Here is a 26382-nt window from a genome sequence, read left to right on the forward strand (position 1 = left end):
GCCCCCGCACACCCGCACCCGGCATTCAGCGAGCAGGCCGCACCACCATCGCCGACCCTCCACCCCGCCGCACGGTCTCCGCGGCCGCCAGCCACTTCCCGCCGGGCAGCCGCTGCACCCCCGTGGCCGCCCCGATCTCCGGGTTGGCCTTGAACGAGTGCCCGATCGCCTCCAACTGCCGCTTCACGTCACCGTCGAGGCCCGGCTCCAGCTCCGTCTGCGCGGCGTTGCGCTGGCTCGCCCGGGGCGCGGCGATCGCGTCGACCAGCGGCAGCCCCCGGTCGAGGAACCCGGTGAGCGTCTGCAGCACGGTGGTGATGATCGTCGCGCCGCCCGGCGATCCCAGCGCCACCACGGGCCGGTCGTGCCGGTCGAGCACGATCGTCGGCGACATCGACGACCGGGGCCGCTTGCCCGGGCCCGGCAGGTTCGGGTCGTGCACGGCGGGGTTCGCCGGGGCGAAGGAGAAGTCGGTCAGCTCGTTGTTGAGGATGAACCCCCGCCCCGGCACGGTGATCCCGCTGCCGCCCGTCTGCTCGATGGTGAGGGTGTAGGAGACGACGTTCCCCCACTTGTCGGCCACGGTCAGATGCGTGGTGCTGTCGCCCTCGTAGGTGGTGGGCGCGGCCGTGCCGCCGGTGTCGCAGGACTTCGGGTCGCGCGGGTCACCGGGTGCCACGGGGCTGGTGAGCACCGCGTCGTCCTTGATGAGGCACGCGCGCGAGTCGGCGAACCGCTGCGACAGCAGTTCCTTCGTCGGGACGTCCTCGAACGCGGGGTCGCCCACCCAGCGGCCCCGGTCGGCGAACGCGATCCGGCTCGCCTCGATGTACCGGTGCAGATAGGTCGCCCGGTCGGCCTTCGACAGGTCGGTCCGCTCCAGGATGTTGAGCGCCTCGCCGACCGTCGTGCCGCCGGAGGAGGACGGGGCCATCGAGTAGACGCCGAGGCCGCGGTAGGAGGTACGGCTGGGCGCCTGGAGCCTGGTGCGGTAGCCGGCCAGGTCCTGGACGGTCAGGTCGCCGGGCCGGGCGTTCCAGCCGGAGGCGGGGTCCACCGGCGGCTCGTTGACGGTCTCGACGATCTCCCGTCCGAGCCGGCCGTGGTAGAGCTCCCCGACCCCCTTGCGCGCCAGCTCCGCGTAGGTGCGGGCGAGGTCGGGGTTCTTGAACGTGGAGCCGACGGCGGGCAGCCGGCCGCCGGGCAGGAACAGCTCGGCGGTGTCCGGGAAGTAGCGGAAGCGGGCCTCGTTGGAGGCGGTCTGCGCGCGGAAGGTCTCGTCGACCGTGAAGCCGTCGCGGGCCAGGCGCTCGGCCGGCTTCAGGACGCTGGCGAGCCGCTTGCTGCCCCATCGGTCGAGGGCGGCCTGCCAGGTGGCGGGCGTGCCGGGCGTGCCGACGCTCAGGCCGCTGCTGACGGCCTCGGCGAAGGGCACGGGCTTGCCGTTCTCGACGAACAGGTCCTCGTCGGCGCTCGACGGGGCGGTCTCGCGGCCGTCGATGGTGCGTACCGTGCGGGACCGGGCGTCGTAGTAGACGAAGTAGCCGCCTCCGCCGATGCCGGCGGAGTAGGGCTCGGTGACGCCGAGGGCGGCGGCCGTGGCGACGGCCGCGTCGACGGCGTTGCCCCCCTTTCGGAGGACCTCGATCCCGGCGGCGGAGGCGTCCGGGTCGACGCTGGAGACCGCGCCGCCGTAGCCGACGGCCAGGGGGGTCTTCTCACCGCCGGGGCTCTGTGCGGCGGGTGGCGCCGTCGCGCCCACCGAAGCCACCACGGCGGCCGAGACCGCCAGGACCGTCAGATTCCGTGCGACAGGGCGACGCATCCGCACCTCCAGGCAAAGGCAGTCCGCGCAGCTTAATTCATCGCCATGGCCTCGTCAGGAGCACGCCGAACGCGTGTCCGCCCGGCCCGCTACCATGCGCGCCCATGAATGACGACGTGCGCAACATCGTCCTGGGCGTGATAGCGGCCGGCCTGAGCGCCGCCATCGGCTGGGTGGCCCGCACCTACCTGTGGAACCGCAAACTGCGCCGGAAGCAGGCGTTCTTCGGGCTGCCGGACAACTCCGAGTCCCTGCTGGTGGTGAACCGGGGCGCGGCGGGGCCGGAGTTCGCGGTGATGCGCTACGACGTGTTCGCCCTGCTCGAACTGGCCGCGCTGATCAAGGACTGCAACGCCCACGCCCAGATCCTCCCCCACGACACGGCACGTCAGGGCTTCGGCGAGCGTACCGAGTTCTGCGTCGGCGGCCCGGCCTCCAACCGGCGCATGGCGGCCCACCTGTCCTCGCTGCTGCCGGGCGTGCAGGTGAACGTGGACGCCGAACCGGGCCCGGACCGGGGCTCGTTCCTCATCGGCTCGGAGCGCTACCGCGTGGAGCACGGCAGACAGGAGTTCGCGCTGCTGGCCCGCCTCACCGGGGAGCGCGGCCGGGACACCCGCCCGGTCTTCCTCTTCTGCGGCCAGACGTCGATCACCAACCAGGCCACCACCCGCTACCTCGCCCGCCATCACGAGCGGCTGACCCGCAAGTACGGCACCGGCTCGTTCGTGCTGCTGCTCAAGGTGATCAACTCGCAGGCGTACGGGCCGGACGTCGTGGAGCTGATGGAGGACGTGACGCGCGCGGCCCAGACCGCACCGCCCGCAGCGGCGACGGCTCCACGCAACATCCACCGGGCCTCCTGAGGTTCTCCACGCCTCAACAATCGTTACTGGCACGTAACTTACCGACGGGTTACTCCTGGTAAGGAGCCGAGGTTACCGTTCGGTCACTTTGCACTGACACGAGTGAGGAGTGACCGTGGGACCCCACCGCAAGGCCCTGCGCACCACCGCCGTAGGCGCCGTCTCGGCGACCCTGCTCGCCGGAAGCGCCCTCGGAATCGCCCCCACCGCCCAGGCGGCACCACACCCGGTCCGCTTCGTCGACATCAAGGGCGACGGCGGCACCGTCCTCAAGGCCAACGTCGTCACCCCGGCCGGCGCCGACGGCACGCGCCGCTACCCGCTGCTCGTCATGCCGACCAGCTGGGGCCTGCCCCAGATCGAGTACCTCGCCCAGGCCCAGCAGCTCGCCGACTCCGGCTACGTCGTCGTCACCTACAACGTGCGCGGCTTCTGGCAGTCGGGCGGCGAGATCGAGGTGGCCGGCCCACCCGACGTCGCCGACGCCTCGAAGGTCATCGACTGGGCGCTCGCGCACACCCCCTCAGACGCCGGGCACATCGGCATGGCGGGCGTCTCCTACGGCGCTGGCATCAGCCTGCTCACCGCGGCGCACGACCCCCGCGTCAAGGCGGTCGCCTCGCTGAGCGGCTGGGCCGACCTGATCGCCTCGATCTACTCCGGGCGCACCCAGCACGTCCAGGCGGCCGCCCTGCTGGACGGGGCGAGCGTCGTCACGGGCCGCCAGGGAGCCGAAGTCCGCCAGGTCTTCGACGACTTCTACAGCTCCGACCTGGCCAAGGAGCCGGAGCTCGTCGCCTGGGGGAAGAAACGTTCCGCTGCGACCTACCTCGACCGGATCAACGACAACGGCACGGCGATCATGCTCGCCAACGCCTGGGGCGACTCGGTCTTCCCGCCCAACCAGTACGTCGGCTTCTACGAGAAACTGACCGGCCCCAAGCGGCTGGAGCTGCGCCCCGGCGACCATGCCACCGCCGAGCTGACCGGCCTGTTCGGGCTGCCCAACGACGTGTGGAAGGACACCCGGCGCTGGTTCGACCATCACCTCAGGGGCGTGGACAACGGCATCGACCGCGAGCAGCCGGTCCGGCTCAAGTCCCGTTCCGCCGGGGGCTATGAGAGCTACCCGGACTGGAAGTCGGTCGGTGCGGACGCCCGGAAGATCGCCCTCGCGGACACGAAGACCATCCGCGCGAACGTCAACTCGGGCGCCGACGGCGGGGTCGTCCTGCTCTCCAGCATCCTCGACCAGGTGACCCGGCTGCCCCCGATGGCCTCGATCCCGCTGCTCCCCCGCCGCTGGGCGGCCGTGTGGCAGTCGGAGAAGTACGCCACGGCCCAACAGGTGCGCGGCACGGCCAGATTGCACACGACCCTCACCCCGACCGAGGAGAGCGGCACCCTCGTCGCGCACCTGTACGACGTGGGGCCGCTCGGCCTCGGCAAGCTGGTCTCCCACGCGCCGTACACCTTCCACGGGCGCACCCCCGGAAAGCCGTTCGGCGTCGACCTGGAGCTGTACTCCACGGCGTACGACGTCCCGGCCGGGCATCGCCTCGCCCTGGTCGTCGACACGGTCGACCCGCTCTACATCGAGCACAACCCGTCCGGCGCGCAGCTGACCTTCTCCTCGCCGGCGAACGACCCGTCGTACGTGTCGGTTCCGCTGCGCGAGCAGTGATCTCCGGCTGCCGCCGGACGGGCCTGGCCGATGTGAACCACCGCCCCCGTGGCCTGGTACCGCGGGGGCCGCACCCGGCGGGAGACGCCCCGCGGACCGGGCGGGCGGTCTGCTCACCCCGAACGGATCGGCGACCTTCGGCGAAGTCCCCCTCTCCACAGGGATGAAGGGCACATCGTAGTCGAGGTCCGGCCCGGGGCTCCGTCCGGTGCCCGCCCGTTCAGTGCTTGAGGATCTTGGAGAGGAAGTCCTTGGCGCGGTCGCTGGTGGGGTTGGTGAAGAACTCGTCGGGCGTGCGGTCCTCGACGATCCGGCCGTCGGCCATGAAGACGACGCGGTTGGCGGCCGAGCGGGCGAAGCCCATCTCGTGCGTGACGACGATCATGGTCATGCCCTCGCGGGCGAGCTGCCTCATGACCTCCAGCACCTCGTTGATCATCTCCGGGTCGAGGGCCGAGGTCGGCTCGTCGAAGAGCATCGCCTTGGGCTCCATGGCCAGGGCGCGGGCGATGGCCACACGCTGCTGCTGGCCGCCGGAGAGCTGCGCCGGGTACTTGTCCGCCTGGTCGGCGACGCCGACCCGGTCGAGGAGTTCGCGGGAGCGCCGGTCGGCGTCCTCCTTCCCGCGCCCGCGGACCTTGACCTGCCCCAGGGAGACGTTCTGCAGCACGGTCTTGTGGGCGAAGAGGTTGAACGACTGGAAGACCATGCCGACATCGGCGCGCAGCCGCGCCAGCGGCTTGCCCTCCTCCGGAAGCGGCTGCCCGTCGAGGACGATCTGCCCGGACTCGATCGTCTCCAGACGGTTGATGGCCCGGCACAGGGTCGACTTGCCCGAACCCGACGGGCCGATGACCACGACCACCTCCCCCCGGCCGACGGTGAGGTTGATGTCCCGCAGCACATGCAGGTCCCCGAAGTGCTTGTTGACGTCACGCAGCTCGATCAGCGGATCGACGGCCATACTCAGCCCTACTCACTCTCAGCTGTGTGGTGGTTGCCGCAACGTATCCAGGCACGATCGGTTGTGTCGGGCGACACGCACTTTTCGATCATTAGCCGTATTTACGTCGGACTTTAGGCCAAAGCTTCTGGCCTCAGGGCTCAGGACTCGGCGACTTCGGCGTACAGCTGGGACAGTTCGGGCACCCCGTGGGCGGCCCACTCGTGGCCGGAGTCCACGACGTCGAACTCCCGGCCGGAGGTGAGCCGCACGACGGGCTGGCCGTCGGACCGGATCTCCCAGGCGGCGCCGGGCACCGTGCGCACGATCACGGTGCCCAGGTAGAGCCCGGCGTCGTTGCCGAGCCAGGTCAGGGTCTCCTCGTCGTCCCGCCAGCGCGGGACGAGCTGGTCGAGCGCCTCCAGGGAGGCCGCCGAGTCGTCCAGCCGGACACCCTCCCGGGACGCCTGGTAGCGGAGCAGTTCGCACTCGGCGAGGAGGTCCGCGATGCCCGCCGGATCGGGGAACCCCACCTTCGGGCGCCGGTGGCCCAGGAAAGGGATGTTCATACGTCCAGCGTGTCATTCGTACCGCCGTATGCACCACAGGGCGCGCGGACCGGGCGCGGTGGCCGAGTTCACGCCGAGTTCGCGCGGCGCTCGTTGACGCGCCCCCGCCGTCTCCCTACTTTCACCGTGCGCCTTGCGCACCGGCGGTCGCGGGCTCTTCCGCGCGGCGGGTGTCGCGTCGTGTCCCGACGAGCGGGAGGAGTCGGCCGTGCGCCGATGTGTCCGGGGGATCCTGGTCGTCCTGGCCCTGTGCGGGTCACTGGTGCCGGCGGTGTCGGCGGAGGCCGCCGAGGCCCCACGCGCCGCGCCGCTGCCGCTGGAGCGGCTGTTCGACAACAGCGCCGTCAGCGACGACGGCCGGCCCGGGGAAGCGGACTTCGACGGCGCCGGGGCCTCGCTGTCGGCGGGCGACCTCACGGCCGCGGGCTGGACGCCCGGCCGCACCCTCACCGTGCAGGGTGCCCGGCTGACCTGGCCGAAGCGGCGGCCCGGTGAGCCGGACAACGTCCGCGCCGCCGGGCAGGACGTCCGGGTCACCGGGCGCGGCGACGCCCTGGCCTTCCTGGTGGCGGGCACCTCCGGCGCGCCGGCGGGCGGCCCGGGCACGGTGGTGTACGCGGACGGCACGCGCTCCGCGTACCGGCTGACCGCGCCCGACTGGCGCACCGGTCCGCTCGCCACCAAGGCCGTCGCCCTGCCGCACGTCAACACGCCCGGCGGGCAACTCGCCGAACGGGCCCGCCTGTACGTGGTGACGGTGCCGCTGGTTCCGGGGCGCGCGGTCGCCTCGGTGCGGCTGCCGGACGCGGCCGGGCTGCACGTCTTCGCGGTCTCGGTCCGCGCGGCGACGGCGGGCTGGACGGGCGGCTGGACGACGTCCACCGGCGGCTACGCGGCCGTCGGGCCGTGGACGGACCGCACGCTGCGGCTGGTGGTGCACACCTCGGCCGGCGGGCCCCGGGTGCGGGTGCGGTTCGACAACACCTTCGCCGCGTCGCCCGTGCGGATCGGCCGTGCGACGGTGGCCGTGCGGGCGTCGGGGGCGGCCGCGCGGGGCACACCAGTGGCGCTGTCCTTCGGCGGGGCGGCGGGCGTGGAGATCCCGGCCGGGGCGCAGGCGTACAGCGACCCCCTCGGCTTCGCCGTGCCCGCCGGCACCGACCTGCTGGTGAGCTTCCACCTGCCCGGCACCGTGACGGCGGCGCCGGTGCACCGGCTCGCGCAGCAGCGGTCGTACGTCAGCGAACCCGGCGACCACACGGCGGACGGCTCGGCCGGGCCCTACACCTCGGTGATCACCGCCTGGCCGCTGCTGGCCGGGGTCGACGTGGGCGGCGGCCCGGGGTCCGTGGTGCTGCTCGGGGACTCGATCACCGACGGCGACAAATCGACGGTGGACGCGAACCGGCGCTGGCCGGACGTCCTGGCCGGGCGGCTCCTCGCCCAGAGCGCCGTCCCGCGCTACGGCGTGCTCAACCAGGGCGTCTCGGGCAACCGGGTCGTCACCGACCGGTACCCCGGCGACGGGGTGTCCACGGACACGGCCGGGGTGAGCGCCCTGCACCGGTTCGACCGGGACGTGCTCGCCCAGACGTCGGCGCGTACGGCGATCGTCTTCGAGGGCGTCAACGACCTGCGGTGGGACACCTCGGCGGAGGGGGTGATCGCCGGGCTGCGGGAGCTCGCGGAGCGCGGGCGCGCCCGGGGCGTGCGGATGCTCGCCGCGACGATCCTGCCCTGTGCGGGCGAGGCGCGGTGCACCGCCGCCGTGGACACCGAGCGCCGGGCCGTGAACGCGTGGATCCGGGACGGCGGGGTCTTCGACGGCGTGCTCGACTTCGACGCGGTGGTCCGGGATCCGCAGCAGCCGTCCCGGATGCTGCCCGCCTACGACAGCGGGGACCATCTGCATCCGGGCGACGCGGGCCTCGCGGCCCTGGCGGACTCGGTGGATCTGCGGCTGCTGCAGCCCTAGACGTCGAGGTCCACCACGACCGGGGCGTGGTCCGAGGCGCCCTTGCCCTTGCGCTCCTCGCGGTCCACGTACGCGTCCTTGACGGCCTGCGCGAACGGCTCGTTGCCGTACACCAGGTCGATGCGCATGCCGCGGTTCTTCGGGAAGCAGAGCTGGCGGTAGTCCCAGTACGTGAAGGGGTGCTCGTACTTCAGGGGCCGCGGGACCACGTCCGACAGGCCGGCCTCGCGCAGCGAGGCCAGGGCGGCGCGCTCGGCGGGCGTGACGTGCGTGGAGCCCTCGAAGAACGCCGGGTCGAAGACGTCGTCGTCCGTCGGCGCCACGTTGTAGTCGCCCATCACCGCGAAGGGGCGGCCGCCGGCCGCGTCACCGGCGACGGCCGCCGTGAGGGCCTCGAACCACTGCAGCTTGTAGGCGTAGTGGGGGTGGTCCACCTCACGGCCGTTGGGCACGTAGACCGACCAGACGCGGACCGGGCCGCAGGTCGCCGAGATCGCACGGGGCTCCACCGAGCCGTCGAAGCCGGGGTCGCCGGGCAGGCCCTTCACGACGTCCTCGAGGCCGACGCGGGAGAGCACCGCCACGCCGTTCCACCGGCCGGTCGCGTGCACCGCCGACTCGTAGCCCAGCTCGCGCAGCTGCTCCGCGGGGAACTGCTCCTCGGCGACCTTGGCCTCCTGCAGGCACAGCACGTCCGTGCCGCTGCTCTCCAGCCAGGCCAGGAGCCTCGGCAGGCGGGCGGTGATCGAGTTCACGTTCCAGGTCGCGATGCGCATGCCTCACAACCTACCCGGAGGGTGTGACAACACGGCCCGGTCCCCGCGGGCCCTCAGACCTCGGCGGAGTCCCCCGGGGTCAGCCGCAGGTGTTCCGAGCCGCCGAGCTGCCCGATCTGGCGGTCGTAGACGGGGCGGGCCAGGTCGGTGAGGAGGGCGTCGTGGATGTCGTAGGCGCGCCGCGGCCGCACCTCGCGGACGTAGTCGATGACCTCGGAGATCTTGCTCCAGGGGGCCATCACGGGAAGCATCAGCGTCTCGACCGGCTGGCCGGGGACGGTGAGGGCGTCGCCGGGGTGGAAGACCTTGCCGCCGTCGACGAGGTAGCCGACGTTGGTGATGCGCGGGATGTCCGGGTGGATCACCGCGTGGAGTTCGCCGTGGACCTGGACGTCGAAGCCCGCGGCGGTGAAGGTGTCGCCGTGGCCGACGGTGTGGACGCGGCCGGGAAAGGCGGAGGAGATCTTCTCCGCGACCGACTTCAGGGTCCAGATCTCGGCGGCCGGGTTGTCCTCCATCGCGGCGCGCAGCCGGAACTCGTCGAAGTGGTCGGGGTGCTCGTGGGTGACGAGGATCGCGTCCGCGCCGAGCGCGGCGTCCTCCTCGGTGAACCCGCCGGGGTCGAGGACGAGGGTCCGGCCGTCCTTCTCCAGGCGGACGCAGGCGTGCGACTTCTTCGTGAGCTTCATGATTCCATCCTGCCTCCGCGCTCCTGCGCGGGCTCACTCCTGGGGTGTGGTCTCCTCGCGGATGACCTGCTGGGCCACCTTGAAGGCGCTGTTCGCCGCGGGCACGCCGCAGTAGACGGCCGCCTGGAGCAGCACTTCCTTGATCTCGCCGGGGGTCAGGCCGTTACGCAGGGCGGCTCTGGTGTGGAAGGCCAGCTCGTCCAGGTGGCCGCCGGCGACCAGGGCGGTGAGGGTGACGCAGCTGCGGGTGCGCCGGTCCAGCCCGGGCCGGTCCCAGACCTCGCCCCAGGCGTAGCGGGTGACGAACTCCTGGAAGTCCCCCGAGAACTCGTCGGCCTGGGCCAGGGCCCGGTCCACGTGGGCGTCGCCGAGCACCTCCCGGCGGACCTTGAGCCCGGCGTCGTACGGGTCGGGCCGGCCCTGCCCCTGCGGTACGGCGACCGGGGCGATCTCGGCGACGGGGCCGGTCTGCGGCGGCTGCTGCGGGGCCGGGGAGAGGACCGGCTTGAGGGCGGCGGCGGGCAGGGCGGTCTGGCCGGTGGAGGTCTCGAAGACGGGCTGCCAGGCGGTGGAGAAGTGCCGCACGAGCAGGTCGGTGACGGCGGCGGGCTGCTCCACCGGCACCAGGTGCGAGGCCCCGGGGACGACGGCGAGGCGGGCGTCCGGGATGCCGGCGACCAGGGTGCGGGCCTCGGCGGGCCCGGTGACCTGGTCGTCCGAGCCGACGAGGACCAGGGTGGGGACGCCGACGCGGCCGAGCTCGCTGCGGACGTCGAAGGAGGCGAGCGCCTCGCAGGCGGCGATGTAGCAGCCGGGGTCGGTGGTGCGCACCATCTGCACGGCCCACTCGGTGATGGCGGGCTGCGCGGCGGCGAACCCGCCGGTGAACCAGCGCTCGGGCGCGGTCCGGGCCATGGGGTCGAGGCCGTTGGTGCGGACGATCACACCCCGCTGGCGGAACTCGTCGGCCGTGCCGAAGCGCGGCGAGGCCGCGATCAGCGCCAGGGAGGCGAGCCGCTCGGGGTGGCGCAGGGCCAGCTCGATGCCGACGGCGCCGCCGAGCGCGCAGCCGGCGTAGCCGAAGCGCTGCACCCCGAGGCCTTCCAGGGTGACCAGCAGCCGTGTGGTGAGGTCGGTGACCGAACCGGCCGGGTACGCGGGCGCGCCGCCGTGGCCCGGCAGGTCGAACCGGAAGACGCGCCACTGCTTGGTCAGCTCGGGGATCTGGCGGTCCCACATGTGCCATGTGGTACCCAGTGAGGGACCCAGGATCAGGACCGGAGCGTCTTCTGGCCCGTCAAAGCGGTATTGCAGGGTGTTCGGGGGTGTCTCACTCACGCCCCAGACCCTCTCACGTCTCACGGACGCCCCTATAACGCGGGGGCGCGGGAAACCGGTCTGACCAGGTTGAAGACCTCGCGGGCCGCATATCGCTTGAGGCATCGGATGATCTCGCGTCGGGTCTTGCCCTCCTGAGTGCGGCGTTCGTAGTACGCCTGGGTGCGCGGGTCGTGGCGCAGGCGGGTGAACACGATGCGGTGCAGGGCCGCGTTCGCCCGTCGGTCGCCGCCGCAGTTGAGCCGGCGCGTGCTCCGACGGCCCGACGAATACTCGATGGGGCTGACTCCGCAAAGGGCAGCAAAGGACGCCTCGGAGTTCAGTCGCTCGGGGTTGTCTCCCATGGTGATCAGCAGGGTGACGGCGCTGTCCGGGCCGATGCCCACCGGTACGAGCAGTTGCGGGGCGTGGTGTTCGACGAGCCGGGTCAGGCGCTGGTTCAGCTCATTGATCTGCGCGGTGAGCTGTTCGATGCGCTCGGCGAGCATGCGCAACGTCAGGTGGGTGGCCTGGGCCACCGCCTTCTCGTCTCCCCCACCATCGGGTGGGCTGAGGGTCGCGCAGATGGGGAACAGCTCCGCATTGCCCAAGCTCGACAACCGCTCCCGCAGGGCGGGGTCGGCGATGACCAAGACGGCCTTGAGCTGGTTGATCGCCTGGGTACGGGCCTTGACCGCGGAGTCCTTGGCGAGTTTGTGGATCCGGGCGCTGTGCACGGGTCCGCCACCGGATTTGGCCTGGGCCCGGGCGCGACCGCTGAGCACGGCTCGCGCTGCGGCCTGCGCATCGAGAGGGTCCGACTTGCCGAGCATACGGCGGGCCGTGTGGTCGGGCCGGTTCACTTCGAGCACCTGGATCTGCTGAGCGAGCAGGTAACGGGACAGGCCCGCGCCGAAGGTGCCGGTGCCCTCCACGCCGGCCCGGCGCACCGCACCCCGCTTGCGGGCCCACACGAGCAGTTGTCGGTAACCGGCCGCCGTTGCCGGAAAGGACTCGGTTCCCATGACCTCCCCCAGCGGGGAGACCACGGCGGCGACGTGAACCTCGCCGTGGGTGTCCACACCCAGGACGACCTCGCGCCGAACAGGCGGATCCGTGCTCGAGGAGGTGCTGCGCTGTCTGGTCGTCATGGCGGTTCCCTTCCCGCGTGATGACGTGCTGGGTGAATGGCACCGGCCTGCTCGGGCGGTCTGAACCGTGATGGCGCCTGAAACTCGGCAAGGCCCCTATAGGGACACGCCCTGTGGCTCGGTGGCAGGCAGCATCCCGCAACGGCAGTCGACAGGTCCGTGACTGGACACCTCGGTCAAAGATCTCAAGAGTCAGACCCCGTACGGGACGGCATCACGCAACTGTCCCATCGCTCCCCGGGCATCGTCACGTCCCGACCGCAGCCGGACAACTTCGCACGAACCAGGTCCCAGGTCGGCTGGAGCATACTGAGATGAGTAGAAACCCGGCCCACTCGTGACCATCTTTGACGGACATCCGTCTGGCCTGCCGCGCGGTCGTCACTTCATCGACCATCGCGTCAGCGGCTTCCCCCGTCCTCTTTCCGGTGAACGGCTTTCCACAGGTCTGCAGCGGGTACCGACGGTGCGCGGTGCGGCGAGCCCGGCGCTCTCGTTGTCTCGATCAGCTGCTGGCCGAGGTCGGTCATGACGGTCCCGTGCTTCGGGGCGGGCGCCCGGGGGACTGGAGGACATGGCGGGACCTACTTCGAACGGGTCACAGCCGGTCGCATGCCCGTGCGCGACGGACTCGGTGAGATCTTGCAGACGGGGGCGGGCCCCTCCACTTCGTCGAACACTCGGGGAAACGGGGAGCTCATGAGTTCTGACGTAGCCGGGATCGCCGCTCGTAGGGCGCCGCCGGCAGGAGTTCAACACCACACACCACGCCGTGGTCGGGGATCCTCGACGACCAGGGCGTGCAGCGCTTCGCGAGAGCGGCGGCCCCCTCCATCGACGGGAGTTCCCGCTGCCTGCTCGGATTTCCCACGGAGCTCTCCTGTACGGCGGGACGCGGCCGGCGTTCGCCCTCCTTGGTCATGGTTGCCCGAATCCGGACCACGAAATCCGGATCTCCGTAGGGGTTCGGCTGGCCCAGATCGTGTCCGAGAGCGCACCGTGGCCGGCCGATGCCACACGCGGGCAATGCGCAGGAACCGCCTCGAAGTGACTCAGAGCTTGCAATATCCGCCAAAGCATCATTCTCATGCCCACGCTCGCCTAGATTCAGCCGTCCGTCATGGCACCCGCCTTCCCGTAAGCGGAGACGACGGAAGACCAAGGCGGTGGTGCCGGAGCACGAAGAGCGAGGGCATGATCGACCCACCGGCTGGAAGCACCCCGCAGACCTCTCCGGCAGCTGGACAACCGGGCGCGGCGGTCCGTTCGGGGCTGCCGTTCAGCACCACCGGCGTCACCAGAACACGGCACGCGGTGACTGCTCTGGCCTGGCTCACCATCGCCCTCGGGGTGCTGGGGCTTCTGGGATGGGTTCTCCCCTCCCACCTGGTCCGAGGCGCCTGGCCCGGGCCGGACGGGTGGATCAAGGCGAACACCGCACTCGCGCTCACCCTGTTGGGAATCGGACTGGCCCTGCTCGTGGGCCGGTCTCCCGGATCACGGCGTGTGAGAACGGCCCGGGTTGCCTCACTGACCGGTGCCGTGATCGGCGTCGCGAGCCTTCTGGAGTACGTCAGCGGCGGGTGCTTCGGCATCGACGAGTTACTCGTTCGTGACGACACCATGGACGACCTGCCCCAGGTCGCCTCTCCACCGGGTCGGATGGCTCCGAACACGGCGCTGGCCCTCGTCCTGGCCGGGTTGGCGCAGTTCCTGCTGAGCCTGCGCCGCCAGGCGCTGGTCGCCTCCGGGCAGGTGCTGGGCCTGCTGGTGTTCATGCTGGGCCTGCTGCGCTGGTACGGCTTGGCCTACCGGGTGCCGGAGCTGGGCCGGATCGGCGCCTACGTAGGCATGGCACTGCACACCGCGGCCGCCTTGGCCCTGCTGGGCGCCGGCCTCTTCCTCGCCCGCCCACGGCAGGGGTTCGCGGGCCTGCTGTGCAACACCGGCACGACCGGGATGCTCGGCCGTCGCATGACGGCCGCGATCCTCCTCCTGCCACCACTGATGGGCTGGCTGCGCCTGGCAGGACAGGACCAGGGCTGGTACGGCACCCGACTGGGCGTCTCCCTTCTCGTGTCCGGGCACGTGTGCGTCTTTCTCACGGCCAGCTTCCTGTCGCTACAAGCCGGCCGCCGAGTGGAACTGGCGCACACGCGCGCGCAGCACCGGCTGGCCGAAGTCCGCTGGCTGCAGGAGTTCATGGACCATGTACCGGCTGTGGTCTTCATCAGGGATCTCGAAGGGCGCTACACAGCCGCGAACGCCGAGTTCGCGCGGTCGCTGGGGTGCCGGCGCGAAGCGATCGTGGGTCGGCTGACGCAGGAGGTCCTCCCCGCGCACTTCGCAGACGCCGCCCGCGCGGCAGACGCGGAAACGCTGTCCCGGGGGTCGGCCCTGCACAAAGTGGACCACTTCACCCTCGACGACCGGTCGCTCGTCTACTCCACCACGCTCTTCCCCTTGCCCGATCAGAACGGCCGGCCTCACGCGGTCTGCGGGATCTCCGTCGACGAGACGGCCAGAACCGCCGCACGGCAGCAGGCCGAACGCGCCCACCAGCGCTTTCGCGACCTGCTGGAATCCGCGCCCGACGCCGTCCTGATCACCGACAGCGAGGGCATCGTCGCCATGGCCAACGCCCAGGCCGAACGGCTCTTCGGCATACCGCGCGGCTACCTCCTCGGCAGCCCGGTCGAGCAACTGGCGCCCGCTTCGCACCGCGTGCGACTGTCCACGCTCCGACGGGCCTACCGACAGCTGGGCGAGGGCCGTCCGGCGACCTTCGACAAGGACGTGTGGGCCAGGCACGCTGAAGGACGCGTCTTCCCGGTGGAGGTGAGCATCGGCACGCTCAACGGCGAAGCCGGACGACTCATGAGCCTCTCGGTCCGCGACATCAGTCGGCGCAGACGTCTCGAAGCCGAACTCGACGAGCGCTACCACGACTTGCAGCATGTCGCCTACACCCTTCAGAGCAGCCTCATGGGCGACCCGCCCCACCTGCCCCATCTGCACACCGCGCGCCGCTACCTGCCCTCCGCGCAGGACACCGGCGTCGGCGGCGACTGGTTCGACGTCATTCCTCTGGAGAAGGACCGCACAGGCATCGTCATCGGAGACGTCATGGGCCGGGGCATCGAGGCCGCGGCCATCATGGGCCAGCTCAGGGCCGCCACTCACGCCCTGGCCAAGGCCGACATGGAACCGGAGCGGCTGATGCACCACCTCGACGCCTTCGTCTGCGAACTACCCGACCAGCTCGTCACCTGCTGCTTCCTCGTCCTGGACCCGCATCAGGGGCAACTCACCCTGTGCAGCGCGGGCCATCTGCCCGTACTCGCCGCCGAGCCCGGGCGCAGACCGCGACAGCTCGAAGCCCCCATCAGCGTCCCCCTGGGTGTCGGCGGCATTCCCCACCGCCAGACGATGCATACCCTGCCCCCCGGAGGCACCCTCCTGCTCTACACCGATGGCCTCGTCGAAGAACCGGCAGCGGACCTCGACGCCCGCCTCGCGTTGCTTGCCGACACCCTCCACGCCGGCCTGACCGAAGCGGACCACACCCTTGGCGCCCTGGAACAGACCGCTGATCTCGTCGTGCGCACCCTCATCCCCCAGCCCGAACAGCACGACGACGACGTGACCCTGCTCGCCCTGCGACTCCCAGGGGCCCGCACCACCGGCGTGCGCCTGCCCCCGGATCCGCGCTCAGCACCGCGTGCCCGCCACTTCACCACCCACGCCCTTCACGACTGGCAGGTGCCCCGGCAGCTCACCGAGACAGCCGCACTCGTCGTGACCGAACTCGTCACCAACGCACTCCGGCACGGCGACGGCGAACTCTCGCTGGCCCTCCACCTCACCGCTACCGCCCTCACAGTCGAACTCGCCGACCGCAGCGCAACGCCGCCCGTGCCCCGCCGGGCCGCTCCCACCGACGAGAACGGCCGCGGGCTCCAGCTCGTCGACGCCCTCTCGACCAGCTGGGGCACCCGAACCCACAGCCAGGGGAAGTCGGTCTGGTGCATCCTGCCCAGGCCAGGCGGCATCGACAGCCAGTGAGAGGCATGGCCGGCTGGGGCCGCGCCCTGTGAGCGCGGCGGTCAGCGACACGGGGCGGAATGAAGGGCGGGCGTTCGTCGCGCAGGTGGTCGCTGGATGAGGAGAACTGGTCGTGGGGGTGGCAGATCCCGCTGGTCCCCGTCGTCATGGCGGCCGCGGCCTGTTTCCTGGGGGACGTCGAGGGCGGCTGCGAGCGTGGGCCCAGGGGCGTCTGTGTCGCCGTCGGCGGCGCGGTCTGAGGGCGCCACACGTTCGCGCAGGGCCGGACGGTGCGGCATCTGATCATCGCGGCCGTCCCCTTCGCTCTGGCGGTCAGGGCACCGGCGCCGGCCTGGCGGCGCCGACGGGCCGGTCGAGCGGAGTAAGCCGGATGCCGTACTCGTGAATCGAGCCACGCCGACGCAGGGTCCGGTCCCGAGGGGTCCACGGATGCGCAGGTGCGGCGGCACAGTGGAGCCTCCGCCTCGGCGGGACGAGCGGTGGTCTCCCTGCCGGCAGCCCCTCCGGCGCGGCAGTCCGCACAGTCGGTCGGCGATGCCCACTGGCCGGTAGGTGGTGCTCGGGGCGGTCGGAGACAGCCCGCGGCGGGTGTACCGGACCCGTGAAGCGGCGGTGCGGAGACGTGCCGGTCACAGTGCCTGGGGCACGGCACGGGTCAGGGGCCCCAGATCGCCGTACAGGGCCGCGTGGAGACCGGCCGCCAGTTCCCGGCTCCTGGGTTCGAAGTGCAGGTCGTACCACGCGTAGTACACGGGCCCGGCGAGCGAGTCGGGGCGGATCTCGCGGGAGCGCACCAGCTCGGCCACGACCCTGCGGATTCCCTCACCGATGTGATCGTCGAGGGAGAAGGACGAGTCGGCGGTGAGCGTGTCGGCCTTGATCGTCCACAGCTGGGCCTGACATTCGAGCCCGACGAACACCACGCCCTGCTGCCGGCACTGCTCGCACAGAGCCCGATAGACGTCCGCCTGGGAAACGTCAGGGATTGACTCAGCAGGACATGGAATCGGCATCAACTCCATAAAATCCATCGTGCCAGGCCGACAGGAGACCAGCGATGCCGCCCCGGCGGACGTCCGGAGCTGCCTCAGCCGCGGGGTTGCACGACAGGCCGGCAGCCGCCGGTGGTGCGTGTGGCGTCGAGGCAGGGCGCGGGGTGAGACAGTGCTGGCACCACCGGCTCACGATTGCCGTGCCGGCAGGTGACCTCCTTCGCCTCCCCTCGGTGGTGACGGTGGGAGACGGTCCCTTGCGGCATGGACGGGTGCTCCTGGCCCGGGTCTGTCCGACCAGGCCGGCACCCGGCCGTGCTGCCGGGCCACCTGCCTGCTGAGCGCGCCGAAGCGGCGGCCCGGGCGTCGACGGAGTACTCCCTAGGCGAAAGGTTCCGGTGACCGGGATGAACCAAGCCGGGGTGCTGGTCACGACCTTGTGTCGTGCCTGTCGCCCACGGTGGTCACCTCCGGGATCACACTCGGAGTATGTGGGTCGCAGATCTCGGTGCCGCGGGCCAGGCAGCCCCTGGAGCGGGTCTCGCAGCGGCCGCGCATGACGGGCGCCGATGTGGTGGTCGTGCTCGAATACCGGCGAGGTGTTCGGTCGGCCCGTGGCAGCGTCGGGGAACGAGGCGGTGACGATCACGGGCACGGAGCGGCCCGAGTGCCACGGACTCGTCCCTGCGGCGGAGGCACGTACGTGAGGCATCAGGTCCGTGGTGCGGGGGCGGGCGACGGCGCGGTTCCGCCCGGCACGGCTGTGCGGTCACTGCAGAGCATGGTCCAGCGACTCGGCGACATCGAAGTACTCCCGCGTTCCCGTGATGGAGAAGAGCCTGGCCGCAGTCTGCAACGACGGTCCTGCCACCACGAACGAGCGGCCTTCCCGCAGATGCCGGGCACGGCCGTTCAGGAGGGCGTTGAGCAGACCGCTGTCACCGAAGCCCGCGCGGGACAGGTCGACCACGGTCACCTCCAGCCCCAGAGCACCGGCTTCGTCCCCCCACAGCGACGCGAAGGAGTCGCCGTTGTCGCTGTCGATGTCACCCACCACCTCGACCGCGAAGACCCCACGCTCCACACGGCCGGTCACCCGGTCCCCCGCCCGATTCGCCATGTCCGGTGCCTCCAGCCCGCGGCGGGAGGAAGAGGCCCGGCCCGGCCTCGACGGACCCTGCCCCGGATACCCACGTCGCGGCTGCGGATGTCGTCCAGTGGCTCCCGGCGGACGAGGAGGCGCGCGATGCCCTCACGCACGGCCACGACCGGTGGGCGGCCGACGAGGTTGTGGCCGGAGGCCATGGAGACTGTCGATGACGATCCGGCCGACGCCCAGGCGCAGGGCGGTGTCCAGGTCGCGCGGGGACTTGGCGTTGCCGTGCAGCACGACCGGTCCGGCGGGAAGCCGGTGGTGACGACCAGTTCCTGTTCACCGGCGGAGCAGACGTCCAGGCCGAGGCCCTCCTCGGTCGTCCAGTCGCCGCGTACAGGGTCTCGGCGTCGGGGAAGGCGTCTCAGCAGGCGCGGCAGCGGTCGCGGACCTCGGCCTCGTCGAGGACGCAGACGGGGGTGCCGAAGTGGTCGGCGATCTCGGCGAGCGGGACGCCGCCCACCGCGAGGTGCCCTCGCGGTGAATCGGGTGGTGGAGGCGGGCCAGACGGCCGGGCCGGCGGGGACTCACTGCCGGATCGCAGGCTCTCAAGGCTCGGCCACGGCCGGAACCGCCGGCTGGTCGAGCCGCTCGGGGGCCATCGGGACGCTGATCACCATGGTGAGGCCGCCACCGGGGGTGTCCTCGGCGTGCACGGTGCCGCGGACGGCCTCGGTGAAGCCGCGTGCGACGGCGAGGCCGAGGCCGACGCCCACGCCGCGAGGCGCGTCGCCGTAGCGCTGGAACGGTTCGAAGATGCGTTCCTTGGCCTCGTCGGGGACCCCGGGGCCGCGGTCGACGATCCGCAGTTCGACCCGGTCGCCGAGGACGCTGGCGGAGACCAGGACCTTCTCCCCCGGTGGGCTGTGCTTGACGGCGTTCTCGACGACGTTGGCGACGGCCCTCTCCAGGAGTCCCCGGTCGACGTGGACCATGGGCAGCGTCTCCGGGATGTCCAGCTCCACGCTGTCCTCCGGGACCCCGCCGAGCGCCATGGGGACGACCTCGTCCAGGTCGGTCTCACGGAGAACGGGTGTGACCGTGCCGGTCTGCAGGCGGGACATGTCGAGCAGGTTGCCCACCAGTTGGTCGAGCCGGTCGGCGCCTTCCTCGATGGCCGCCAGCAGTTCCGCCTCGTCCTCCTCGGACCACTCGACGTCGTCGGAGCGCAGGGATGTCACGGCCGCCTTGATGCCGGCGAGCGGGGTGCGCAGGTCGTGGCTGACGGCGGCGAGCAGTGCGGTCCGGATGCGGTTGCCCTCGGCCAGTTCCTCCGCCCGGTCCGCCTCACCCTTGAGGCGCTGGCGGTCCAGGACGACGGCGGCCTGGGCGGCGAACGCGGCCAGGACCCGCCGGTCGGCGGCCGGCAGCACCCGGCCGCGCAGGGAGAGCGCCATGTGGTCGCCGACGGGGACGTCGACGTCCGCCTCGTCCGGGGTCGCGGCGGGCCGGGGCCCCACGCTGCCGGCGCAGGTCCAGGGAGCTTTCTCACCGATCCGCTCCAGCAGCGCCACGGACTCCATACCGAAGGTCTCGCGGACTCGTTCCAGCAGCTCCTCCAGCCCGGTTTCACCGCGCAGCACGTTCCCCGCGAGGAAGGACAGGATCTCCGACTCGGCGCGCAGCCGGGCCGCCTGGTGGGTGCGGCGGGCCGCCAGGTCCACCACCGAGGCCACCGCCACGGCCACGCCGACGAAGACCACGATGGCGACGATGTTCTGCGGGGCGGCGATGGTGAGGGTGTGCACCGGCGGTGTGAAGAACCAGTTCAGCAGCAGTGATCCGGCCGCGGCGGAGGCCAGCGCCGGCAGGAGTCCGCCCAGCAGCGCCGCCGCCACGGTCAGGCTCAGGAACAGCAGCATGTCGTTGGCGAGGCCGACGTCCGGCACGGCGCTGCTCAGGAGCCAGGTGAGCATGAGGGGGCCGAGCACGCCGGCCAGCCAGCCGCCGATCACACGGGTGCGCCCCAGGCGTGCACCGCGCGCCACCGGCAGTCCGCGGCCCTTTCCGGCCTCGGCGTGCGTGATGAGGTGGACGTCGAGGTCGGGGCCGGACTCACGGGCGACCGTGGCGCCGACCCCCGGGCCGAAGACGTACTGCCAGCTTCTTCGCCGGGACACGCCGAGGACGATCTGAGTGGCGTTCACCCCCCGGGCGAAGTCGAGCAAGGCTGCGGGGATGTCGTCGCCGACGACGTGGTGGAAGGTGCCGCCGAGGTCCTCGACCAGGGTTCGCTGGAGAGCCAGCTCCTTCGGGGACGCGGCGGTGAGGCCGTCACTGCGGGAGATGTACACAGCCATGACCTCCCCGCCGGCGCCCTTCTCGGCCAGCCGCGCGGCCCGCCGGAGCAGGGTGCGGCCCTCCGGGCCGCCGGTGAGGCCGACGACGATCCGCTCCCGTGAGCCCCAGATGGCGGAAACCCGGTGCTCGCTGCGGTACTCGGTCAGGTAGGCGTCGACCCGGTCGGCGACCCAGAGCAGAGCCAGTTCGCGCAGGGCGGTGAGGTTGCCGGGCCGGAAGTAGTTGGACAGCGCCGCGTCGACCTTGTCCGGCTTGTAGATGTTGCCGTGCGCCATGCGTCGGCGCAGCGCCTGCGGGGACATGTCCACCAGCTCTATCTGGTCCGCCCGCCGTACGACCTCGTCCGGGACGGTCTCACGCTGGCGCACCCCGGTGATCGACTCGACCACGTCGCCGAGGGACTCCAGGTGCTGGATGTTGACGGTGGATATGACGTCGATGCCCGCGGCGAGGAGTTCCTCGACGTCCTGCCAGCGCTTGGTGTTCCGGGAGCCCGGCACGTTGGTGTGGGCGAGCTCGTCGACGAGGGCGATCTTGGGGGCACGGCGCAGGACGGCGTCCACGTCCATCTCGGTGAAGATACCGCCCCGGTATGCGAGCTCCCGGCGGGGGAGTTGTTCGAGGCCGTGGAGCATCACCTCGGTGCGCGGCCGGTGGTGGTGCTCCACGAAGGCGACCACGCAGTCGGTGCCCCGTTCGACGCGACGGTGGGCCTCCGACAGCATCGCGTACGTCTTGCCGACGCCGGGTGCCGCGCCGAGGTAGATCCGGAGCGTGCCGCGTGCCATGTCGTTCCTCGGTTCAGCCTTCGAAGCGGTAGCCCATGCCGGGCTCGGTGATCAGGTAGCGGGGGTGGGAGGGGTCCCTCTCCAGTTTGCGCCGCAGCTGGGCCATGTAGACCCGCAGGTAGTTGGTCTTGCTGCTCTGTGAGACGCCCCAGACCTCGTTCAGCAGGTGCTTCTGTGTGATCAGCCGGCCCGGGCTGGTCACCAGGATCTCCAGCAGGTGCCACTCGGTGGGCGTCAGCCGCACGTCTTGCCCGTCGCGCACCGCCCTCTTGGCCGCCAGGTCGAGGGTGAAGTCCTCGGTCTCGACGAGTGCCGCCGCCGGGTCGGCAGGAGTGTCCTCGGTCCGGCGGACCGCGGCCCGCAGCCGGGCCAGCAGTTCGTTCATGCTGAACGGCTTGGTGACGTAGTCGTCGGCACCGGCGTCCAGCGCGGCCACCTTCTCGTCGGACCCCTGGCGGGCGGACAGGACCAGGATCGGCACCCGGCTCCAGCCGCGCAGGCCCCTGATGATGTCCACACCGTCCATGTCGGGCAGGCCGAGGTCGAGCAGCACCACGTCGGGCTGGCGTGCGGCGGCCAGCCGCAGGGCCGTGACACCGTCCGGCGCGGCGTCCACGCCGTAGTGACGTGCCTGCAAGTTCAGGACGAGAGCCCGCACCAGTTGCGGATCGTCCTCGACCACCAGCACCCGGGTCATGGGTGTCTGCCTCTCCCTGTCGTACGTCGTGCCGTGCACGCCCGGAAGCGGGCCGCCCGACGTGGCGGCTGCGGCAGCCGGCGGGACCGGGGACCCACCGGCTGCCGAGGACATCGCGTAACGCCATCAACTCTTCGCCGCGAGTTCCTTGAGGGCGACATTGAGCTCCAGGACGTTCACGCGCGGCTCGCCCATGAAGCCGAGGGAGCGGCCCTCGGTGTGCTCGTCGACGAGCTTCCGCACCTCGCCGGCGGACAGGCCGTTCTTCTCGGCGACCCGGTGGACCTGGAGGTCCGCGTACTGCGGGGAGATGTCCGGGTCCAGGCCGGAACCGGAGGAGGTGACCGCGTCGGCGGGGACCTGGGACGGCCTCACCCTGTAGGTGCCGGTGGAGTTGTCCTTGACGACGGCCGCCTTGGCATCCTTCACCCACCGGATGAGCTCTGCGTTGTCACCGGAGCGGTTGGTCGCGCCGGACAGGATGAGCTCGTACTGGGGGTTGACGCTGTTGGTGCCGAGTCCGTTGGCGGGGCGGCCCTGGAACCACTTCAGGTCCGGTGCCGGGGTCTCCTGGCCCTCCTTCAGCGGCAGGTTGTACGCCTGGCCGATCAGGGAGGAGCCGACGACCTTGCCGTCCGCCTTGATCTCGGAGCCGTTCGCCTGGTCGTGGAACAGCCCCTGCGCGATGCCGGTGACGACCAGCGGGTAGAGGACACCGGTCACCAGGGTCAGCACGAGGAGGGCGCGCAGGCCCGCCCCGAGCAGCCGGGCGGTGTTCGTGACGGAGTTGTTCATGGCGGTCAGCCGATCCCGGGGATGAGGGAGATGAGCAGGTCGATGATCTTGATGCCGATGAAGGGGGCGACCAGGCCGCCCAGGCCGTAGATCGTCAGGTTGCGCCGCAGCAGCTTGTCGGCACTGACCGGCCGATACTGCACGCCCTTCAGGGACAGCGGTACCAGGGCGATGATGACGAGGGCGTTGAAGATCACCGCGGACAGGATCGCGGAGTCCGGTGAGGACAGGCCCATGATGTTGAGCTTGTCCAGGCCCGGGTAGACGGCCGCGAAAAGCGCGGGGATGATCGCGAAGTACTTGGCGACGTCGTTGGCGATGGAGAACGTCGTCAACGCGCCCCGGGTGATGAGGAGTTGCTTGCCGATCTCCACGATCTCGATGAGCTTCGTCGGGTTCGAGTCCAGGTCCACCATGTTCCCGGCCTCCTTGGCGGCCGACGTGCCGGTGTTCATCGCGACACCGACGTCCGCCTGGGCCAGCGCGGGGGCGTCGTTGGTGCCGTCGCCGGTCATCGCGACCAGCTTGCCGCCGGCCTGCTCGCGCTTGATGAGCGCCATCTTGTCCTCGGGGGTGGCCTCGGCGAGGAAGTCGTCGACGCCGGCCTCCTCGGCGATCGCCTTGGCCGTCAGCGGGTTGTCACCGGTGATCATGACGGTCTTGATGCCCATGCGGCGCAGTTCTTCGAAGCGCTCCCGCATGCCGTGCTTGACGACGTCCTTGAGGTGGACGACGCCCAGGACACGGGCCCCGCGCGCGTCCTCGACCGCTACCAGCAGCGGTGTACCGCCCGCCTCGGAGATGCGGTTGGCGATCTCGTCGGCGTCCTCGGCGATGGTGCCGCCCTGCTCCTGGACCCAGGCGATGACGGAACCGGCGGCGCCCTTGCGGATCCTGCGCCCGTCGACGTCCACACCCGACATCCGGGTCTGGGCGGTGAAGGCGATCCACTCGGCGCCCACCAGCTCGCCCTGGTGGCGCTCGCGCAGGCCGTACTTCTCCTTGGCGAGGACGACGACGGAGCGTCCTTCGGGTGTCTCGTCGGCCAGCGACGACAGCTGCGCCGCGTCGGCGACCTGGGCCTCGGTCGTACCGCGCACGGGCACGAACTCGGCGGCCTGCCGGTTGCCCAGCGTGATCGTGCCGGTCTTGTCCAGCAGCAGGGTGGAGACGTCGCCGGCGGCCTCGACCGCCCGCCCGGACATGGCGAGGACGTTGCGCTGGACGAGCCGGTCCATGCCGGCGATGCCGATCGCGGAGAGCAGGGCGCCGATGGTGGTCGGAATCAGGCAGACCAGCAGAGCGACCAGCACGACCATCGTCAGGTGGGTGCCCGCGTAGTCCGCCAGCGGGGGCAGCGTGGCGCAGGCCAGGAGGAAGACGATGGTGAGCGAGGCCAGGAGGATGTTGAGCGCGATCTCGTTCGGCGTCTTCTGCCGGGCGGCGCCCTCGACCAGGTTGATCATCCGGTCGATGAAGGTCTCACCGGGCCTCGTCGTGATCTTGATGACCACGCGGTCGGACAGGACCTTCGTGCCGCCCGTGACGGCCGAACGGTCGCCGCCGGACTCCCGGATCACGGGCGCGGACTCTCCGGTGATCGCCGACTCGTCGACCGAGGCCACGCCCTCGACGACGTCTCCGTCGCCGGGGATGACGTCGCCGGCCTCGCAGACGACCAGATCGCCCATCCTCAGCTCGGTGCCGGGTACGCGCTCCTCGGCGCTACCACTGAGCCTGCGCGCCACCGTGTCGGTCTTGGCCTTGCGCAGCGTGTCGGCCTGGGCCTTGCCCCGGCCCTCGGCGACGGCCTCCGCCAGGTTGGCGAAGATCACCGTCAGCCACAGCCAGGCGCTGATGGTCCAGCCGAACCAGTCACCCGGGTCCGTGAACGAGAAGGCCGTGGTCAGCACGGACCCGATCCACACCACGAACATCACGGGCGACTTGACCATCACCCTCGGATCGAGCTTGCGGAAGGCGTCCGGCAGCGGCTTGACCAGCTGCTTCGGGTCGAAGAGGCCCGCGCCCACGCGGCCCTCTGGAGCCTTGTGGCCGGTGGGTGCGTCCTGGTGGGGCGCGAGGGTGGGAGTGGACATGGAGTCCTGCTTCTTTACGTCGGTGGTCATCACGCCAGCCCTTCGGCCAGCGGCCCCAGCGCGAGCGCGGGGAAGTACGTCAGACCGGTGACGATGATGATCGTGCCGGCCAGCAGCCCGGTGTACAGCGGCTTGTCGGTGCGCAGGGTGCCCGCGGTCGCCGGGACCGGCTGCTGCTCGGCGAGCGAGCCGGCCAGCGCCAGTACGAACACCATCGGCAGGAACCGGCCCAGCAGCATCGCCAGGCCGATCGTGGTGTTGAACCACTGCGTGTCCGCGTTCAGGCCGGCGAAGGCCGAGCCGTTGTTGTTGGCGCCGGACGTGTAGGCGTAGAGGATCTCGGAGAAGCCGTGCGCACCGCTGTTGGTCATGGAGTTCGCCGGGGTCGGCAGCGCCATCGCGAAGGCGGTGAAGACGAGCACGAGGGCCGGGGTGATCAGGATGTAGCAGGCGGCCAGCTTGATCTCGCGGGAGCCGATCTTCTTGCCCAGGTACTCCGGTGTGCGGCCGACCATCAGACCGGCGATGAACACCGCGATGATCGCCATGACCAGCATGCCGTAGAGGCCGGAGCCGACACCGCCCGGCGCGATCTCGCCCAGCATCATGCCGAGCATGGTGATGCCGCCGCCGAGGCCGGTGAGGGAGGAGTGGAAGGAGTCCACCGCGCCGGTCGAGGTCAGCGTGGTCGACACCGCAAAGATCGACGAACCGCCGATCCCGAAACGGACCTCCTTGCCCTCCATCGCACCGTTTGCCAGTTCGAAGGCCGGGCCGTGGTGGGCGAACTCGGTCCACATCATCAGCGAGACGAAGCCGACCCAGATCGTGGCCATGGTGGCGAGGATCGCGTAGCCCTGCTTGACCGAGCCGACCATGATGCCGAAGGTCCGGGTGATCGAGAACGGGATCAGCAGGATCAGGAAGATCTCGAACAGGTTGGTGAAGGGGGTGGGGTTCTCGAAGGGGTGGGCACTGTTGGCGTTGAAGTAGCCGCCGCCGTTGGTGCCCAGCTCCTTGATGACCTCCTGCGAGGCGACCGCGCCGCCGTTCCACTGCTGGGTGCCCCCCATGAACTGGCCGACCTCGTGGATGCCGGAGAAGTTCTGGATCACGCCGCAGGCGACCAGCACGAGCGCGCCGACGACGGCGAGCGGGACGAGGATACGGACGACACCGCGCACCAGGTCGGACCAGAAGTTGCCCAGCTCACCGGTACGGGAGCGGGCGAACCCACGGACGAGCGCCACGGCGACGGCGATGCCGACGGCGGCCGAGACGAAGTTCTGCACGGCGAGACCGGCCGTCTGCACGACGTGGCCCATGGCCTGCTCGCCGTAGTAGGACTGCCAGTTGGTGTTGCTCACGAACGACGCGGCCGTGTTGAACGCCTGGTCCGGGTCGATCGCGGCGAAGCCCAGCGAGCCCGGCAGGTGGCCCTGCAGGCGCTGGAGCAGGTAGAGGAACAGGACGCCGACGGCGGAGAAGGCAAGCACGCCGCGCAGGTACGCGGGCCAGCGCATCTGTGTGTCGGGGTCGGCACCGATGCCCTTGTAGATCCACTTCTCGACACGCCAGTGCTTGTCGGAGGTGTAGACCTTGGCCATGTAGGTGCCGAGGGGCTTGTAGGCGAGCGCCAGTGCCGCTATCAGGGCGAGCAGCTGGAGCACACCCGCGAGTACGGGGCCCATCTCTTG

General features: G+C 71.0%; 18 protein-coding genes and 1 pseudogene. 4 read left to right on the forward strand and 15 right to left on the reverse strand.

The window, feature by feature from the left end; all coding sequences use genetic code 11:
* Positions 1 to 25 precede the first annotated feature (25 nt).
* On the reverse strand, positions 26 to 1825 hold the full coding sequence (gene ggt, locus CHR28_RS25660; RefSeq protein ID WP_094056050.1) for a gamma-glutamyltransferase: 1800 nt from the start codon (positions 1823 to 1825) through the stop codon (positions 26 to 28).
* A 104-nt stretch (positions 1826 to 1929) separates the two neighbouring features.
* Here ggt and CHR28_RS25665 point away from each other — a divergent pair, with 104 nt between their 5' ends.
* Both CHR28_RS25665 and CHR28_RS25670 read left to right on the forward strand, forming a co-directional pair.
* Positions 1930 to 2691 carry a hypothetical protein gene (locus CHR28_RS25665; RefSeq protein ID WP_094056051.1) on the forward strand — a complete coding sequence of 254 codons (762 nt, stop codon included), beginning with the start codon at positions 1930 to 1932 and terminating at the stop codon, positions 2689 to 2691.
* A 115-nt stretch (positions 2692 to 2806) separates the two neighbouring features.
* Positions 2807 to 4375, forward strand: coding sequence for a CocE/NonD family hydrolase (locus CHR28_RS25670; RefSeq protein WP_094056095.1), 1569 nt, complete (start codon positions 2807 to 2809; stop codon positions 4373 to 4375).
* 220 nt (positions 4376 to 4595) lie between these two features.
* On the opposite strand, the gene CHR28_RS25675 is transcribed toward CHR28_RS25670, so the two are convergent.
* A complete protein-coding gene (locus CHR28_RS25675) occupies positions 4596 to 5339 on the reverse strand; it encodes an amino acid ABC transporter ATP-binding protein (protein ID WP_094056052.1) in 744 nt (247 codons plus the stop codon).
* A 140-nt stretch (positions 5340 to 5479) separates the two neighbouring features.
* The gene (locus CHR28_RS25680; RefSeq protein WP_094056053.1) at positions 5480 to 5887 is read right to left on the reverse strand and encodes a DUF6278 family protein; all 408 of its coding nucleotides are present in this window, start codon (positions 5885 to 5887) and stop codon (positions 5480 to 5482) included.
* 208 nt (positions 5888 to 6095) lie between these two features.
* Here CHR28_RS25680 and CHR28_RS25685 point away from each other — a divergent pair, with 208 nt between their 5' ends.
* Positions 6096 to 7862 (forward strand): SGNH/GDSL hydrolase family protein, encoded by a 1767-nt coding sequence (locus CHR28_RS25685; protein ID WP_094056054.1) that lies wholly within the window; start codon positions 6096 to 6098, stop codon positions 7860 to 7862.
* On the opposite strand, the gene CHR28_RS25690 is transcribed toward CHR28_RS25685, so the two are convergent.
* The 4 genes from CHR28_RS25690 to CHR28_RS25705 are packed head-to-tail and all read right to left on the reverse strand — an operon-like array spanning position 7859 to position 11795.
* Positions 7859 to 8638, reverse strand: coding sequence for an exodeoxyribonuclease III (locus CHR28_RS25690; protein ID WP_094056055.1), 780 nt, complete (start codon positions 8636 to 8638; stop codon positions 7859 to 7861). The two genes, CHR28_RS25685 and CHR28_RS25690, sit on opposite strands and share 4 nt — an antisense overlap.
* 53 nt (positions 8639 to 8691) lie before the next feature.
* Positions 8692 to 9327: an MBL fold metallo-hydrolase gene (locus CHR28_RS25695; RefSeq protein WP_094056056.1), complete on the reverse strand. Its 636-nt coding sequence runs from the start codon at positions 9325 to 9327 to the stop codon at positions 8692 to 8694.
* A gap of 33 nt (positions 9328 to 9360) precedes the next feature.
* Positions 9361 to 10665 carry a bifunctional 3-oxoadipate enol-lactonase/4-carboxymuconolactone decarboxylase PcaDC gene (gene pcaDC / locus CHR28_RS25700; protein ID WP_094056057.1) on the reverse strand — a complete coding sequence of 435 codons (1305 nt, stop codon included), beginning with the start codon at positions 10663 to 10665 and terminating at the stop codon, positions 9361 to 9363.
* A 32-nt stretch (positions 10666 to 10697) separates the two neighbouring features.
* The gene (locus CHR28_RS25705) at positions 10698 to 11795 is read right to left on the reverse strand and encodes an IS110 family transposase (RefSeq protein ID WP_256984398.1); all 1098 of its coding nucleotides are present in this window, start codon (positions 11793 to 11795) and stop codon (positions 10698 to 10700) included.
* A gap of 1314 nt (positions 11796 to 13109) precedes the next feature.
* Here CHR28_RS25705 and CHR28_RS25710 point away from each other — a divergent pair.
* Entirely contained in the window at positions 13110 to 15860 is a 2751-nt protein-coding gene (locus tag CHR28_RS25710; RefSeq protein ID WP_143655892.1) for a SpoIIE family protein phosphatase, read from the forward strand.
* Positions 15861 to 16489: 629 nt separating this feature from the next.
* Here CHR28_RS25710 and CHR28_RS25720 read toward each other — a convergent pair.
* The 8 genes and pseudogenes from CHR28_RS25720 to kdpA form a co-directional block, all read right to left on the reverse strand.
* Positions 16490 to 16783, reverse strand: a complete 294-nt coding sequence (locus CHR28_RS25720; RefSeq protein ID WP_094056060.1) for a hypothetical protein — start codon at positions 16781 to 16783, stop codon at positions 16490 to 16492.
* 838 nt (positions 16784 to 17621) lie between these two features.
* Positions 17622 to 17972 carry an STAS domain-containing protein gene (locus CHR28_RS25725; RefSeq protein ID WP_094056061.1) on the reverse strand — a complete coding sequence of 117 codons (351 nt, stop codon included), beginning with the start codon at positions 17970 to 17972 and terminating at the stop codon, positions 17622 to 17624.
* Positions 17973 to 18161: 189 nt separating this feature from the next.
* Positions 18162 to 18529 (reverse strand): annotated as a pseudogene (locus CHR28_RS25730) (diaminopimelate decarboxylase); the annotation flags it as partial.
* Positions 18530 to 18553: 24 nt separating this feature from the next.
* Positions 18554 to 21094, reverse strand: a complete 2541-nt coding sequence (locus tag CHR28_RS25735) for a sensor histidine kinase (protein ID WP_094056062.1) — start codon at positions 21092 to 21094, stop codon at positions 18554 to 18556.
* A gap of 13 nt (positions 21095 to 21107) precedes the next feature.
* Positions 21108 to 21791, reverse strand: coding sequence for a response regulator (locus CHR28_RS25740; protein WP_094056063.1), 684 nt, complete (start codon positions 21789 to 21791; stop codon positions 21108 to 21110).
* Positions 21792 to 21917: 126 nt separating this feature from the next.
* On the reverse strand, positions 21918 to 22586 hold the full coding sequence (locus CHR28_RS25745; protein ID WP_094056064.1) for a potassium-transporting ATPase subunit C: 669 nt from the start codon (positions 22584 to 22586) through the stop codon (positions 21918 to 21920).
* Positions 22587 to 22591: 5 nt separating this feature from the next.
* Positions 22592 to 24715: a potassium-transporting ATPase subunit KdpB gene (gene kdpB / locus CHR28_RS25750; RefSeq protein WP_179272557.1), complete on the reverse strand. Its 2124-nt coding sequence runs from the start codon at positions 24713 to 24715 to the stop codon at positions 22592 to 22594.
* Positions 24715 to 26376, reverse strand: coding sequence for a potassium-transporting ATPase subunit KdpA (gene kdpA, locus CHR28_RS25755; RefSeq protein ID WP_094056065.1), 1662 nt, complete (start codon positions 26374 to 26376; stop codon positions 24715 to 24717). The genes kdpB and kdpA overlap by 1 nt, the downstream gene beginning before the upstream one ends.
* Between the last annotated feature and the right edge of the window lie 6 nt (positions 26377 to 26382).

This window comes from Streptomyces sp. XY006 (assembly GCF_002237655.1).
GTDB lineage: Bacteria > Actinomycetota > Actinomycetes > Streptomycetales > Streptomycetaceae > Streptomyces > Streptomyces levis.